General features: G+C 56.3%; 13 protein-coding genes, 1 tRNA gene and 1 pseudogene. 10 read left to right on the forward strand and 5 right to left on the reverse strand.

Translation table 11 applies throughout. The features are described 5' to 3' along the window. Window positions 1–245 precede the first annotated feature (245 nt). From ACL2XJ_RS19315 to ACL2XJ_RS19335, 5 genes and pseudogenes are all read right to left on the reverse strand, one after another. Window positions 246–483: pseudogene (locus tag ACL2XJ_RS19315) on the reverse strand (Arm DNA-binding domain-containing protein); the annotation flags it as partial. Between the two features lie 310 nt (window positions 484–793). Continuing rightward, window positions 794–2,053 carry a tyrosine-type recombinase/integrase gene (locus tag ACL2XJ_RS19320; protein WP_413724173.1) on the reverse strand — a complete coding sequence of 420 codons (1,260 nt, stop codon included), beginning with the start codon at window positions 2,051–2,053 and terminating at the stop codon, window positions 794–796. Between the two features lie 161 nt (window positions 2,054–2,214). Further along, window positions 2,215–2,290, reverse strand: a tRNA-Asn gene (locus ACL2XJ_RS19325). A 184-nt stretch (window positions 2,291–2,474) separates the two neighbouring features. Then, on the reverse strand, window positions 2,475–3,815 hold the full coding sequence (locus tag ACL2XJ_RS19330) for an anaerobic C4-dicarboxylate transporter (RefSeq protein ID WP_132922006.1): 1,341 nt from the start codon (window positions 3,813–3,815) through the stop codon (window positions 2,475–2,477). 245 nt (window positions 3,816–4,060) lie between these two features. Beyond that, complete coding sequence (locus ACL2XJ_RS19335; RefSeq protein ID WP_413724174.1) at window positions 4,061–4,816, reverse strand: hypothetical protein; 756 nt, start codon at window positions 4,814–4,816, stop codon at window positions 4,061–4,063. A 354-nt stretch (window positions 4,817–5,170) separates the two neighbouring features. Here ACL2XJ_RS19335 and ACL2XJ_RS19340 point away from each other — a divergent pair, with 354 nt between their 5' ends. The 10 genes from ACL2XJ_RS19340 to ACL2XJ_RS19385 all read left to right on the forward strand — a co-directional run bounded on the left by ACL2XJ_RS19340 (window position 5,171) and on the right by ACL2XJ_RS19385 (window position 15,536). Beyond that, window positions 5,171–5,641 carry a MarR family winged helix-turn-helix transcriptional regulator gene (locus ACL2XJ_RS19340; protein ID WP_413724175.1) on the forward strand — a complete coding sequence of 157 codons (471 nt, stop codon included), beginning with the start codon at window positions 5,171–5,173 and terminating at the stop codon, window positions 5,639–5,641. Continuing rightward, on the forward strand, window positions 5,638–6,774 hold the full coding sequence (locus ACL2XJ_RS19345) for an HlyD family secretion protein (protein WP_413724176.1): 1,137 nt from the start codon (window positions 5,638–5,640) through the stop codon (window positions 6,772–6,774). Before ACL2XJ_RS19340 ends, ACL2XJ_RS19345 begins: the two co-directional genes overlap by 4 nt. Further along, entirely contained in the window at window positions 6,761–8,371 is a 1,611-nt protein-coding gene (locus ACL2XJ_RS19350; protein ID WP_413724177.1) for a DHA2 family efflux MFS transporter permease subunit, read from the forward strand. The genes ACL2XJ_RS19345 and ACL2XJ_RS19350 overlap by 14 nt, the downstream gene beginning before the upstream one ends. 142 nt (window positions 8,372–8,513) lie before the next feature. Beyond that, on the forward strand, window positions 8,514–9,137 hold the full coding sequence (locus ACL2XJ_RS19355) for a TetR/AcrR family transcriptional regulator (protein WP_413724178.1): 624 nt from the start codon (window positions 8,514–8,516) through the stop codon (window positions 9,135–9,137). A 50-nt stretch (window positions 9,138–9,187) separates the two neighbouring features. Further along, window positions 9,188–10,171 (forward strand): MDR family oxidoreductase, encoded by a 984-nt coding sequence (locus ACL2XJ_RS19360; protein ID WP_132922000.1) that lies wholly within the window; start codon window positions 9,188–9,190, stop codon window positions 10,169–10,171. Between the two features lie 240 nt (window positions 10,172–10,411). Further along, window positions 10,412–11,551: a transporter substrate-binding protein gene (locus ACL2XJ_RS19365; protein WP_413724179.1), complete on the forward strand. Its 1,140-nt coding sequence runs from the start codon at window positions 10,412–10,414 to the stop codon at window positions 11,549–11,551. Continuing rightward, window positions 11,548–12,141: an ANTAR domain-containing response regulator gene (locus tag ACL2XJ_RS19370; RefSeq protein ID WP_132921998.1), complete on the forward strand. Its 594-nt coding sequence runs from the start codon at window positions 11,548–11,550 to the stop codon at window positions 12,139–12,141. The genes ACL2XJ_RS19365 and ACL2XJ_RS19370 overlap by 4 nt, the downstream gene beginning before the upstream one ends. Further along, complete coding sequence (locus tag ACL2XJ_RS19375) at window positions 12,138–12,986, forward strand: ABC transporter permease (RefSeq protein ID WP_413724180.1); 849 nt, start codon at window positions 12,138–12,140, stop codon at window positions 12,984–12,986. Before ACL2XJ_RS19370 ends, ACL2XJ_RS19375 begins: the two co-directional genes overlap by 4 nt. 2 nt (window positions 12,987–12,988) lie before the next feature. Continuing rightward, entirely contained in the window at window positions 12,989–13,915 is a 927-nt protein-coding gene (locus ACL2XJ_RS19380) for an ABC transporter permease (protein ID WP_203523092.1), read from the forward strand. A 13-nt stretch (window positions 13,916–13,928) separates the two neighbouring features. After that, the gene (locus tag ACL2XJ_RS19385; RefSeq protein ID WP_413724181.1) at window positions 13,929–15,536 is read left to right on the forward strand and encodes an ABC transporter substrate-binding protein; all 1,608 of its coding nucleotides are present in this window, start codon (window positions 13,929–13,931) and stop codon (window positions 15,534–15,536) included. The last annotated feature ends 30 nt before the right edge of the window (window positions 15,537–15,566 follow it).

Genomic DNA, 15,566 nt, shown 5'->3' on the forward strand with positions numbered 1-15,566 from the left:
ATTATTATTTTAATAAAGGTTGTTCACATTCAAGTAATTCTTTAGGAAATCTGCACAGCATGGCGAGAAATAAATCCTTTCGCCGTTTAAATGACAATTTATATATATGAACACGGACAGGGAATGCTTAGTGCAGCTTTACTCCCAAAGCTCGCATAAGCCATTAATAAATTCCAGTATATTTCCTGGCGATATGCTAAAAGGTTCTGTTTTTGTCAACAGCGTTAACCCTTTTTCTTTTTTTGCTTTTCGGGGGGAGAGGGGAAGATGCCGGATGCCAGTAGCTTGCGTGCTGCGTCACGTTTTTCACGCGCTTCTGCGAGCGTTACCAGCGGATAAGTGTCGAGGAACAGACGGGATTTCTCGCCTTTAAAGCTATAGCGGTAATACCACAGATGTGAACAGCTGGTAGATATCAGCAAGTAAAGACCTTGCGCATCGGTGAGTTTGTTGGATTTAGTACGAGGTTTTTGCAGAGCGGATTTTACTGTAAGTTAACGTTCCTGGTCACTACAGTTGTCGAGCTGAATGACCCGTAATCTGACCCCAAATTCTCCGGATAGGAAGGGATAAATCAAAACGTATCAGAAAGACTTTTTATCCCAACCTATTGAATTACAATAATATAGTAATTCATGGGCAGGAATAAAATAAGAATAGTAGTGCCGGACTCGGAATCACCTACAGATAGAGCGAAAATACAACTACCTGATAAAAATTGAAAAAGCAGACCGATTTCAGGCCGGTTCTGCTTTTATACTAATAAATTAAAGTCATTACTGATCAGATAACTTTAAGCTTTCTCCAGTCTGGCCCAGACATAGGGTGCAATGTATGTTTCCCTGCATGCATCCAGATAATCCGACCACCACTGCATCATAGCTTTTCGGGCATCGAGATATTCTGCTTTGTGGATGTAAGCCGCTCGAACGCTGTTGCGTTCTTGATGGCTCATTTGTCGTTCAACCGCATCCTGCGCCCACAGTCCAGATTCCATCAGCGCACTACAGGCCATTGCACGGAATCCGTGACCGCAGATTTCATCTTTCGTGTTATAGCCCATAAGACGTAGCGCCTTGTTGACTGTATTTTCGCACATTGGTTTATACGGATTATGGTCCCCGGGGAATATCAGCACCTGATGCCCGGATATGTCCCGTATCTGTTTCAGAATACTAATGGACTGACGGGAGAGGGGAACTATATGTGGAGTGCGCATTTTCGCGCCACGCCCTGAGTAGCGGACTCCAAGTATGGACTCGCGAGTAGCAGGAATCGTCCAGATTTTGTTTCTGAAATCGATCTCAGACCAACGGGCAAAGCGAAGTTCGCTGGAACGGATAAACAGGTGCAATGTGAGTGATACTGCCAGGCGGGTTAATTCTCGTCCTTGCTTGTAGTACTTAATACGGGTTAACAATTCTGGTAGTTGTTCCAACGGAAGGGCAGGATAGTGGCGTTTAACGGGTGGGGCGATGATACCGTCCAGATTGGCCGCCGGATTATGCTCTATCAACTCCTGATGCACGGCATGACGCATGATGTTGCACATTTGCTGCCGAGTGCGTGCTGCCACTTCCAGCAGACCTTTTTTCTCAATTCCTTTCAGCAGGTCGATGAAATGGCGGGTTTTCAGTTCTGTGACTGGCAGGTGTCCAATTATCGGGAAGATATGATTGTTCATACTGGCAAGCAGACGGGCGGCATGGTTCTCTGACCAGGATCTGTTGCTTTTATGCCAGCTCAATGCGACAGCCTTGAAGGTCTCTCCCTGTAAGACAGTGGCTCTTTCAGTGGAGCGCTGTTGTGCTGGGTTGATATTCTGCACCAGCAATTTACGAATACCGTCACGCTGCTGACGAGCATCAGCCAGAGAAACATCAGGATAGGCACCTAAGCCGAGGCGGGATTCTTTTCTATTGATGCGATATTTGAGATACCAAAGACGTGAACCGCCAGGATTGACTAAAAGGTATAGACCATGAGAGTCGGAAACTTTGAAGGGTTTAGCGGATGGTTTTAAGTTGCGGATTTTTGAGTCGTTAAGAGACATTTGGGGGTCACTCCGTCATCGAACCAACTTGACCCCAAATCTGACCACCAAATTCTCCCGATGCGGAGGGTAAACTGAAAATGCATCGGGAAGACTTTTCACGCTAACTTATTGAATCTGAATTACATAGGGATTCGCAAAGCGGCATGAAAACAAGAATTTGGCTCCTCTGACTGGACTCGAACCAGTGACATACGGATTAACAGTCCGCCGTTCTACCGACTGAACTACAGAGGAATTGCAAAGTGGTTGGCATGATAGCGGGGGAGCGGGTTCATGTCAAAGGGGGGAGGGGCGAAAAATCACTGTTTGCTCATAGATTGCGCATCTGACGGACAATATTGACATTTTAACCCGGTCCGGTTCAGCGGCGCCGGTTTTTGAGGTCCGGCTACCGCCAAATCGCCTTTAGAAACGCTGTTTACAAGAACCCGTAAGCCCATGCCAGCACCCAGCCCAGAACGCTGGAAACTCCGACGCCGATCAGGCCGACCATGATAAAACTGTGGTTGATAACAAAACGCCCGATGTGCGTGGTGCCGGAGCGGTCGAACTGGATAGCCGCCAGATCGCTGGGGTAGGTGGGCAATATGTAATAACCGTAGCAGGCCGGGGCCGAGGCCACGATATAGGCCGGGTCGACGCCGATGGCCAGCGCCACCGGTACGATGGCCGCCAGGGCCGCCGCCTGGGAATTGACGAACTTGGACACCACCAGCAGCGCCAGGGCATAGGCCCAGGGATGGACCTTGATGATGGCGCCGAGGCTGGCTTCGATTTCCTTGAGGTGCGCGCCGAAGATGGTTTCCGCCATCCAGGCGATGCCGTATACCGCCACGATGGCAATCATGCCGGAACGGAATACCTCATTCTTGGAAATTTCCGCCGGATTGGTTTTGGTGATTATCACTATCAGTGCGCCGGAGAACAGCATGCACATCTGGATCACCAGCACCATGGATAGCGGCTGGCCATGGAATACCGGCCGCAATATCGTTACCGCCCCCAATATCGCCACCACGGCGATGGTGGCCAGGAAAATCCACATGGCAATCCAGTTGCGGCGTGGCAGTTTACGATCCAGCAGCGTGGCGGTATCGCCATAGACATACTTGTGATTTTCCGGGACCGAAATGAATTTTTGAAACTCTTCATCGTCGTCCAGATCCTTGCCGCGAAACCAGCTGAAAATGCCGATGGCCAGGATACCGCACAGGGTGGAGGGAATGGTGATGGCCAGCAGGTCGAGGAAATCCAGATGCTTGCCGTTAAAGGTGACATTGCCCAGCATGGCCACCAGCGAGACCACCGCCACGGACACCGGACTGGCGATAATGCCCATTTGCGCGCCGATGGAGCTGGCGGCCATGGGCCGTTCCGGCCGGATGTTATTTTTGATGGCCACATCATAGATAATCGGCAAAATGGTATACACCACATGGCCGGTACCGCAGAGGATGGTCAATATGCAGGTGACGAACGGCGCGACAATAGAGACATATTTTGGGTTGCGCCGGAGCATCCGTTCGGCAATTTGCAGCATGACGTCTAAGCCGCCGGATGCTTGCAAGGTTGCGGAGGCCGCCACCACGGCGATAATCACCAGCATGACGTCTACCGGGGGTTTCCCCGGTTCGAGATGGAATACAAACACCAGGATGACAAGGCCTATGCCACCCAGCAAACCCAGCGCAATGCCGCCCTTCCTCGCGCCATATAACAGGCAGACCAGGATTACCACCAGTTGAATGAAAAAATCCATAGGTTCCTCTGAAATAAATTGACATGACTTAAAGCGCTAATATCGTCCTGATAAAAGGGACAAATATTGCGTGAAATCTAAGAAACCCTTCATTTCGTAAGAATTTTATCATTGCGAGAGTTGCGTCACATTCGTTCGGGAAATTTTGGAGGCGAAATCAGAAAAAAACGGGAAATGCAAATAAAAATTTTGGAAAATACGTATGAAGTATTATGTAAACCAGGCGTTATAAGTGAGCCCTATTATCAGCGACCAATATCAGCTGAATGGCCGCAGGTCATTTCGCGATAAATTGCATCTTCTCTCTTGAGATGAATAACCAGCAGATCGTTGTCCATTCCCGTGGTCTCGCTTTCCAGATAGGATTCCTGGGCTATTCTCAAGGCATTTCTCTGGTTGACGATTTTATGAGAAAGATCTTTATCCAAACCTTGATCGGTTAATTCCTTCATGGCGGAATAATAATGAAAATTGTTAATATCTTCCGGAGCACGAACGGCGTTATAAGCCAGGCTATAGGCGAAATTATATTTGAATACCGCCAGGAATCGTTGGATGTTTTTCAGGCTGATATTTTGATATGTCAAATCACACTGACTCAGGGTACAGCGAGCCGAGTGATAAAAGCTCATAAGACCGTCATAGATTTCACAACACAGACCGTAATCTTCCCAGTCCAGAGGATTTTCGATGATGCTTTTAAGCAAAAATTTTATTTTCAATTCCTGTAATGTCTTATGGTAGCCTTCCAGGAATACAATATAACCAGGATGTTTTACCCAGGGTTCTACTTTTTTCAGCATCGATTCCGTGATGTTATGCAGGCCAAGGGCGTGGCAGTATTGCTCCAGTTTGATGGCGGACGGCTCGGTATTAGACGGATATTGAACCGTTATTCTGTTTATACAATCCAGCTCCCGGCACAAAACCTGTACTTTTTTATGTAAATCCAAAGGTAGTTTAATAATTTCGTTATTACATTTTTTTATGGGAAAATCCATTGAAAAACCTTTCCGTACATACATAAATCATTCCCTGAAAAAATGAAATTTCAGCATCTTATATTGCACAAATAGCCAGGCTGTCAACCAAGCGGCGTTATTCATCTGCAGCAAAATATTATTGCATGGCGCGATTTCTCAAGATAATAAGCGAAGCGTACGATGGCTCTGGGAAGGCTTTGTGGATACTTTTTTGGACACCGGCCTGACGTCCGGGTTTCGCCCGCTGCGGCCTACCGGGGGCAACGCGCCAAAGAGTTATTGCCTAAAGGAGACGGAGTGGGGTATTGACAAGGGTAATGTTAGGTAGTTTATTAATGGTATGTCAACTATTTGGTTGGAACTCTTCTCTTTATGTCTTCGTCGTCGCATTCATTATCTCCGCAGTCGCCGCAACGCCGTTTTGCCAGTCTTGTCTCCCAAACCGCACGTCAATGGCGGCGGGTGATCGATCGTAAATTGCAGCCTTATGGGCTGACAGAGGCAACCTGGGTGCCTCTTTTGTACCTTGCCCGGATGGAAAAACCGATTCTGCAGAAAGATTTGGCGGAAGCGATTTACCTTGATGCCTCCTCGGTGGTCCGGCTGTTGGATAATTTGCAGCGTCTTGGTTTTATTGAACGCCGCGAAGGACTTGATCGCCGAGCCAAGGAAATTCATCTGACGCCCCGCGGGCTTGAACGAGTCATACAGGTGGAGGGAACGGCCCTTCAGGTACGCAATCAGGTTCTGTCGGGAGTTAAGGATGAGGAACTGGACGTGATGAGCGGGATGCTGGAGCAGGTCCTGGCCAGTCTGGCGCTGGTTGATAAGGAGCCGTCATGAGCGCTGAAGCCAAAACGAATCGCGCATTGTCCCTGAACAACTTTAATCAGTTCAGCCGGCGAAAGAAAATGATGCTGCTGGCGGGGCTGGTTGTTTTTATCCTGCTGCTGGTGTGGTTTATCCACTGGCTAAGCTGGCGGTTCGGCCATGTCACGGAAAACGACGCCCAGGTCAGGGGCGAGGTGGTTACTCTGGCCAGCCGGGTGGACGGTTGGCTGGTGGCCCGTCCGGTCATAGACGGCGATCGGATTAAAAAAGGCCAGGTCCTGGCGCAAATAGACGATCGCGACGCCCGTCTGCGTTTGGCGGAGGTGGAGGGCAATCTGGCTTCCGCCAATGCGCAAATTCTGTATACCCAGGCACAGCGGCAAACCACCGATCAGACCACCCAGGCGGAATTGGATCAAGCCAAGGCCCAGCTGACGGTGGCGGAAACGACGTTATCCGACGCCGGGCATCAGCTGACCCTGGCCCAGGCCAATTTCAAGCGCAACGATAGCCTGGTGAAAGGCGGCTCGGTTGCGCAAGAAACGTGGGATGAGAGCCACACGACGCTGTTGCAGCGGCAGGATCAGCAGCGGCAGGACGAGGCGCAGCTGCTTGCCCAGCGGGCGGCGGTATCGAATGCCTTGGCGCAGCGCGGACAGTTGCAGGTGCTGGATCGGCAAATCGATATGCAGCGCAAGCAACTGGTGGCGCTGCAGGCCCAGGCGGATCAGCTGAAGCAGGAAATCAGCGATCGCCAGCTTCGCTCGCCGGTGGACGGGGTAGTGGATCGTACCCTGGCGGACCAGGGGGATTATGTACAGACCGGGCAGTGGGTCATGATGGTGCATGACCCGAAAAATGTCTGGGTGGAAGCCAATGTCAAGGAGACCGACCTGGAGCATATCGCGGTGGGGCAAGGGGTGGATGTGACGGTGGATGCGTATCCCGGCCTGGTGAGCCACGGTCATGTGATTCGGGTCGGCAATACCGCCACCAATCAGTTTGCCTTGCTGCCCAGTCCGAACCCGTCCGGCAACTTTACCAAAATCACGCAGCGGGTGCCGGTGCGTATCGCCCTGGATAACGTGGACGGGCGCATCAAACCCGGTTTGATGGTTGAGGTGGCGATCGATGTCGCCCATTGAAGCGCAGATTGCGCGATTCGGTCCCTCTTATCGCTGGCTGGCGACGGGCACGGTAATGCTGGGAACCATCGCCACTACCGCCACCGCCACCATTGTTAATATCGCCATGCGCGATATCGCCGGCGCCTTCGGCCTGGGGCAGGATCAGGTGCAGTGGCTCTCCACGGCGTTTCTGGCCTCTATGACCGCCACCATGCTGATTACCGCCTGGGCGCTGGACCGGTTCGGCTATCGCCGCGCTTTTGTCGGCGCATTGTCGCTGTTTATTGCCGGCAGCCTGCTGGGGTTTGTCAGCAACAGCGGCGCGGAGGTGATCCTGGCCCGCATTCTGCAAGGCAGCGCGTCGGGGATTATCCAGCCGATGGCCATGGTGGTCCTGTCGCAAGTCTTCCCTCCTGCCCAGCGGGGCAAGGCGATGGGGATTTATGGAGTCGGCGTGGTGCTGGCGCCGGCGCTGGGGCCGACGGTGGGCGGCATTATGGTGGATCAGTACGACTGGCGTTTTGTGTTCCTGGTGGTGGTGCCGTTCTGCGTCGCCGGCATGGCGGCCTCGATGTTTATCCTGCCGGATATTGACCGTAACGCCTCCGCTCCCCGTCGCAGGTTTGACGGGATAGGATTTTTGCTGCTGGTGTGCGCCTTGACCACCTTGTTGACCGGCTTGTCCAACGGCCAGCGGGAAGGGTGGGATTCATTTTTTATCATCGGGATGTTTGTGGCCGCGGTAGTCAGCGCCGCCGGCTTTATCATTTGGGAATTGGTGGCGCCCCAGCCGTTGCTCAGCCTCAGGGTATTCACCAATATGCGTTTTTCCGCCGGCTGCGTGGTGGCGTTTGCGCTGGGGGCCGGGATTTACGGTTCAACCTATATCGTGCCGCTGTTCGTGCAAAGCATACAGGGTTATACCCCCACCCGTTCCGGATTGTTATTGATGCCGTCCGGGCTGATGCTGGGGGTGCTGTTTCCCATTGCCGGCATGCTGAGCGATCGGCTGCCGCCCCATATTCCGGTGATAGCGGGCTTGGCGATTTTCGCGCTGTCGTGCTGGTTATCCGGCGGCGCGGACGTGGATACGCCGTTCTGGACGATGGCCGGCTGGGTGGTGCTGGGCCGCGTCGGGTTGGGGGTTATCATGCCGGCCCTGAATGCCGGCGGGCTGCGGGCCCTGCCGGCGGATAAGCTGGCGCAGGGGTCCGGCAGCCTGAACTTTGTCCGGCAATTGGGCGGAGCGTTCGGGGTGAATCTGCTGTCGGTGGTTATCGACCGGCGCTCCAGCTTTCACGGCGATGCCCTGGCGCAGGCCATGACCGCGTCCAATGCCGCCGCCGCAGAATCCATCAACCGGCTGGCAATTATCGTGGGCCATTGGGGCAATCCGTTCGGCAGCCGTTTGCCGCAGGGGGTTGACCCCAGTTCAATGGCGTACCTGGAAAGCATGCTGGTTCCGAAAGCGCAGCTCTTCGCCTATCAGGACGGCTTTTTTGTCGTGGCGATCTTCTTCTTTCTGGCCATCATTCCGGCCTGGTTTATGCGCGGTAAACCCCGCAGCACCGTTGCCGCCAAATCCATTGCCGCCGCCGGAGCCCCCAAGCCCTAGGGCTTGAGCTTGCCGGCAGTCTGTCCTGCCTTATGGACTCCGGGTATGTTTGTCAGCAGTCTGAAGCGGTTTGGCAACCGCTTAATCCGATAGGGTTCTTGAATTATATAGACGATCGGTCTATATTAACGGCATGAACACCATGACCCCAATAAAACGGCGTGGCCGCCCGCCGAAAATCCCGCGGGATAATCCCGATACCCGGGCTGCGTTGATTCGCAGCGGAACTGCCATCCTCACCGAGCAGGGCTTTAGCGCGTCGGGTATCGACGGCATCTTGAAACAGGTGGGCGTGCCCAAGGGGTCGTTTTATTACTATTTCGACAGTAAGGAAACTTTCGGCAGGGAGATCATCGACTATTACGGGCGCTATTTTGCCCGCAAGCTGGATCGCTGTCTGCTGGATGAGGCCCTTGCCCCGCTGGAACGCATCCGGGCCTTTGTGCAGGACGCCGCCACGGGAATGGCCAAATATGATTTCAAACGGGGTTGCCTGGTGGGTAATCTCGGCCAGGAAATCAACGTCCTGCCTGAGGATTATCGCCGGCAGCTGAGCGATATTCTCCTGGATTGGCAACAAAGGATAGCCGGTTGCCTGCGCCTGGCGCGGGATAGCGGCCAACTGGCGCCGTCGGCGGACTGCGAGGGACTGGCGGAATTTTTCTGGATCGGCTGGGAAGGGGCGGTAATGCGCGCCCGGCTGGCGAAAAGCCCGCAGCCGCTGGAGCGTTTTGCCCAAGGTTTTTTTGCCGGTCTGCCTGGATAATCCCAAATCCGGCGGGCATGGACATTCGATCTACTTCATGAGGAATCAGTATGTTTAACGGAATTTTGATTGAGAAAGACGAGCAGGGCTATCGTGCCCGTCTGGCATCGCTGGCAAAGACACAGCTGCCGGCGGGGGACGTCCTGGTCAGCGTGAGCTATTCCACGCTTAACTATAAAGACGGCCTGGCCATTACCGGCAAAGGCCCGGTGGTGCGTTCGTTTCCCATGGTGCCGGGAGTGGATTTGGCGGGCAGGGTGGAGGAAAGCAGCCATCCCGCGTTCAAGGTCGGCGATGAAGTATTGCTTAACGGCTGGGGCGTGGGAGAGAAACAGTGGGGCGGTCTGGCGCAGAAAGCGCGGCTTAACGGCGACTGGCTGATTCCGCTGCCGGCGGGATTGACTCCCTGGCAGACCATGGCGGTGGGCACGGCGGGTTATACCGCGATGCTGGCGATCATGGCGCTGGAAAAAAACGGCGTCACCCCGGACAGCGGTAAGGTGCTGGTCACCGGCGCCAATGGCGGCGTGGGGCATTTCGCCATCGCATTTTTGTCACGGCTGGGTTACCGGGTGGTGGCGTCCACCGGCCGGCCGGAAGAAACGGCGCATCTGCAGCAGTTGGGCGCGGCGGAGGTTATCAATCGGACGGTGCTTTCCGCGCCGGGGCGTCCCTTGGGTAAAGAACAATGGGCGGCGGCCATTGACAGCGTCGGCAGCCATACCCTGGCCAATGTTTGCGCCGGTTTGCAATACCAGGGCACCGTGGCCGCCTGCGGTCTGGCGCAGGGCATGGATTTGCCGGCCTCGGTGGCGCCGTTTATCCTGCGCGGCGTAACCTTGGCGGGGGTGGACAGCGTGATGCGTCCCAGGGCGGACCGTGTTGCCGCCTGGCAGCGTTTGGCCTCGTTGGCGGATGAAGCGCTGCTGCAGAGCATCAGCCGGGAGATCCCGCTGGGGCAGGTTATCGAAACCGCAAACGATCTGATGGCGGGTAAAGTCCGCGGCCGGGTGGTGGTGGACGTGAATCGCTGATCCCGCCGGTTCGCCGCCAATGCACTGTTTTTGCGCCAATGCGCCATGATGGTGCAATCCGGCCGCCGGCGCCGGCGCTTTAGCGGCGGGGAACGCGGCTTGCAAGATTGGCATGATTATTTCATGACATAGGCTAGCCAAGCCCGGCCGTCGCCGATAAGCCTTGATGACATAATTTACAGGTAACGAAGCCTGATCTTCCCGTAAGGGGCGATCGGGTTTTTTTTTGGAGAAAGGGAAATGCGCCGGAGTATTGATATCGGGATATTGTTATCCACCGACGGTACCTACCGCCACATGGCGGCCGGCGCCCTGGCGGGAACGCAGGATGCCCTGGCGGAAATCAACCAGGACGCCGGGTACGATTTCCTGCTGCGGGCGCGGCATATCAATCCCCAGGCGCGGCTGGCGGACTACAGCGCCGGGGTGGCGCAGCTGATTGGGGCAGGGGTGCGGCATATTTTCGGCACCATTACCTCCGCCAGCCGCAAAGAGATTATCCCGGACCTGGAACAGCATAACGCGCTGTTATGGTACGGCTCCCCCTATGAAGGCTTTGAAAGCAGCGAGCAGGTGATTTATCTCGGCGGCTGCCCCAATCAGACGTTGGTGCCGTTGCTGCGGCTGGCCCTGGAAAATTTCGGCACCCGGGCGTTTTTAATCGGTTCCAATTACGTGTGGGGCTGGGAGAGCAATCGTATCGCCCGTGAAGTGGTGACGGCGGTTAACGGCGAGATTACCGGCGAAAAATTCCTTCATCTCGGGCATACCGGGGTGGACGAGGTGGTGCATTCGCTGCTGGCCGGCGCGCCGTCATTTGTACTGAATAACCTGGTGGGGGAATCCTCCTACGCCTTTTTGCGCCGTCTGGACGATATCTGCGCCCGGCGGCATCTCTCCCTGCCGGTGCTCAGCTGCAACCTGACCGAGGCGGAGTTGAGCCAGCTCGGGGAAATCAGAGCCTTGCGGCTGTTTTCATGCGGGCCGTTCTTCGAAACGGCGGACCCGTTATTCTGCGCGCGCCAGCGGCGGCGCCACGGCCCGGGCCATTATTCCCATTATTATACCGGCGCCTATTTGGCGGTGCTGCTGTTTGCCCGGGCGCTGCAACGGACCGACAGCCTTGATCCGCAAGGGATTTGCGAGGCGCTGTATGATAGTGACAACGTCACCTTCATGGGGCCGATGAAAATTTCACGCCGCAACAATCATACCTATCTGCCTTGTCATATCACTGAGTTACGGCACGGAGTGCTGGAACTGATCCACAGCGAGGAGCACTGTCTGGCGCCGGATCCCTACCTGACCTTGACCGATCTGCGACAGCCTATTTCCGAGCGCCTGAAGGGCGCGGGCAGACCCATGAGGATAGTGAAATGAACCTGACATCACCGGAATTTGAAGCCCGCCCGCTGTTGTTGGTGGATTGCGAAGCCCGAACCCTGGCGGCGTTGGAAAAAAGCCTGCCGCGCATGGGCGTGCGCTGGCTGACGGCGGCGCTGGACGGCCCGCCGCCGGAAGAGCCGCTGTGCGCGGCGCTGGTGGAGCTGGAGCATTTTGCCAGTCCGCGGCTGCTGGCAAGTCTGAATCAGGCGGGTCTGCCCATCGTGGCCCTGACCTCCCACGAAGCGCTGTCGCAAATCCAGCGGGCCATTGATCTGGGGGCCACCGCGCTGCTGCCAAAGCCCATCAACCAGCGGGCGATTTATACCACGTTGATGATGGCGGTGGGTCTGCGCCAGCAGTTGAACGAGGATAGCCGGAACCTGTCTCTGGCCCATCGTCGGCTGGATTTCAACGCTGAACTGGCTCAAACCCTGGCCGCGCTGATGGTGGAGCGGGATCTGGACGAACGGCAGGCCTACGCCTGGCTGCGGGGGGAATCCATGCGCACCAACCGGCGTATTGAGGATATCTGTCGCCAGCGGCTGGGACAAGCGGCCCTCAAGCGGCGCGGAGAACGGGGATGAGTACGCCCCGCGGTTTCTGGCGGCGGCCGGCGGTCTGGCTGTCGGTGGGATATATCGCCGTGGTGGTGCTGGCGGCGCTGCTGGCGCCCTGGTGCGCGCCATTCGATCCCAATGAACAGTTTACCGAAGGGCTAAGCGTGGAAGGTGCGCCCCTGAGTCCGGGCAGCCATTTCTGGCTGGGTACGGATTTGCTCGGCCGCGACCTGCTGTCCCGCCTGATTTACGGTGCCCGCACATCATTACTGGTGGGGGTGGCGGCCAACGGCCTGGCGGTGGTTATCGGCACGCTGGTGGGGCTGTGCGCCGGCTATCTCCAAGGCAGGCTCGGCGGGCTGCTGATGCGGTTTACCGACCTGATGATGGCGTTTCCGGCCTTATTGCTGGCCATTACCCTGGCGGCGATTTTCCAGCCCAGCGTCTGGATCGTGGCCATGGTGATAGCCATGGTGAACTGGGTGCAAATCGCCCGGGTGATTTATGCCGAAACCAGCACTCTCGGCGCGCGGGATTTCGTGGCGGTGGAAAAAACCCTGGGGGCCGGGCCGCTGCGGATCCTCGCCGTGCACCTGCTGCCGCATCTGGTGCCCACCATTCTGGTCTGGTCGACCCTGGGTATCTCCACCACCGTATTGCTTGAGGCCACCCTGTCGTTCCTCGGCGTCGGCGTACAGCCCCCCACCGCCAGCTGGGGCAATATCATTTTCGAAAGCCAGACCTATTTCACTTCCGCCCCTTGGCTGGTGTTTTTCCCGGGGGCGGCCATTGTGCTGCTCTCCCTCTCATTCAATCTGCTCGGCGACGCCATGCGCGACGCTCTGGATCCTACTTTGAAAGGACGTTCATGATGCTGCTGTTCCTGAGCCGCCGACTCGGCCATGCCCTGCTGATTTTATTGGGGGTGACGCTTATCAGCTATCTGCTGCTGTTTATGCTGCCCGCCGATCCCGCCCGGCAAATCGCCGGGCGCAGCGCTACGCCGGAAGTGGTGGCCAGCATCCGCCATCAGCTGGGTTTGGATTTGCCTTTTTACCGCCAGTACCTGCATTACCTGTTCGATTTGCTGCACGGCAATCTGGGCCGCTCGTTTATACAGCGCAGCCAGGTCAGCGAACTGATCTCCTCCCGCATCGGCCCGTCGCTGCAGCTGATGGCGGCGGGTATCGGCTGTGAACTGGTGATAGGCATTACCCTCGGTACCCTGGCGGCGCTGCGGCGGGATGGCCTGGCGGACAAAATATTAATGGCGCTGTCGTTTATCGGCGTCTCGGCGCCGCAGTTTATCGCCGCCATGCTGTTTCTTTATCTTTTTGCCGCCGTGCTCAACTGGTTTCCCATGGGGGGGTACGGCGGTTTCAGCCATATCGCCCTGCCGGCGCTGACCCTGGGTATTCTGGGCAGCGGCTGGTACTCGCGCATGCTGCGCTCATCGATGATTGATGTGCTGCATCAGGATTTTATCCGCACCGCCCGGGCCAAGGGTCTGAGCCGGGCGCGGGTGGTGTGCCGCCATGTGCTGCCGAACGCCATATTGCCGCTGATCCCGATGATCGGCATTGATATCGGCATCTTTCTCGGCGGGCTGGTGGTGGTGGAGTCGGTGTTCGGCTGGCCCGGTATCGGCCAGCTGGCCTGGCAGGCCATTCAGCAGGTGGATATTCCGGTCATTGTGGGCGTTACCACCGTATCGGCGGTGGCGATTGTGTTGGGCAATTTGCTGGCGGATCTGATTTTGCCATGGGTCGATCCTCGCATCGACGTGAAAAAACAACGGTAACAGGAGCAAGGAAATGAGAAAAAGTTTACTTATGCTGGCCCTGGCGGGAGTGCTGTATGCGGGCGCCGGCCAGGCGGATGAACCGAAGGACGGCGGCGATGCGGTGGTGACCTACCAAAGCGATATCGCCACCCTGGATCCGGCCATCGGCTATGACTGGCAGAACTGGTCGATGATCAAAAGCCTGTTCAGCCGCCTGATGGATTACAAGCCCGGCACCACGGATCTGCAAAAGGATCTGGCGCAGGATTACAGCATCTCCGACGACGGCAAGGTCTATACCTTTACCCTGCGCAAGGACGTGACCTTCCATAACGGCCGCACGCTAAACGCCGACGATGTGAAGTACTCCCTGGAGCGGACGGTGAATCCGAAAACCCAAAGCCCGGGCGCCGGCTTTTTCAGCGCCATCGCCGGTTATGACGAGATGGCCGCCGGCAAAGCCGACCATTTGAGCGGTATTGAGGTAGTGAATCCCAATACGGTCAAGATAACCCTAAAAGAGCCCAACGCCACGTTCCTGCAGGTGATGGCGCTGAACTTCGCCTCCATCGTGCCGAAAGAAGCCGTGGATCAGTGGGGAGCGGATTTCGGCAAGCATCCGGTGGGCACCGGCGCCTTTGAGCTGAGCGAGTGGAAGCTTGGCCAGGAGCTGGTGTTCAAAAAGAATCCCCATTACTACCGGGCCGGTATCCCCCATCTGAACAGCATCCGTTTCGAAGTGGGGCAGGATCCGTCGGTGGCGCTGCTGAGACTGGAAAAGGGCGAGGTGGATATTGCCGGCGACGGCGTGCCGCCGGCCCAGTTCCTGCAGTTCAAGCAGGACCCGAAATACAAAGGCATGCTGGTGACCGGCGATCAGTTGCAAACCGGCTATGTCACCATGAAGACCACCCTGCCGCCGTTTGATAATGTGAAGGTCCGGCAGGCGGTGAATATGGCCATCAACAAGGATCGCATCGTCAGGATCATCAACGGCCGCGCGGCGCCGGCCAACCAGCCGCTGCCTCCCGCCATGCCGGGATATGACAAAGACTATAAAGGCTATGCCTTTGACGTCGCCAAAGCGAAACAATTGCTGGATCAGGCCGGTTTTTCCAAAGGGTTCGATACCGAGCTTTACGTGATGAATACCGATCCGCAGCCGCGTATCGCCCAATCCATCCAGCAGGATCTGGCCAAGGTGGGTATCCGCGTGGCGATTAAATCCCTGGCCCAGGCCAACGTGATTGCCGCCGGCGGTTCGGCGGATCAGGCGCCGATGGTGTGGTCCGGCGGTATGGCCTGGATTGCCGATTTCCCGGACCCGTCCGACTTCTGGGGACCGATCCTCGGCTGTATGGGGGCGGTGGACGGCGGCTGGAACTGGTCGCGCTATTGCAATAAAACCCTGGATGCCGAAGCCGCCAAGGCCGACAGCCTAACCCAGCCCGATCAGCAGGAACAGCGCATTGCCCTGTGGCGCAAGATCTTTATCGAAGCCATGGCCGACGCGCCCTGGGCGCCTATTTTCAATGAAAAACGCTATACGGTGCATTCGGCGCGTATGGGCGGGGCGGACGCGCTGTATGTGGATCCGGTACACGTGCCGGTGAACTACGACGCCATCTGGATCAAATAACCGCCGCCACCGGCCTGGCATGAGAGCTAA

Source organism: Sodalis sp. RH16 (genome assembly GCF_047324245.1).
Taxonomy (GTDB): domain Bacteria; phylum Pseudomonadota; class Gammaproteobacteria; order Enterobacterales; family Enterobacteriaceae; genus Acerihabitans; species Acerihabitans ligni.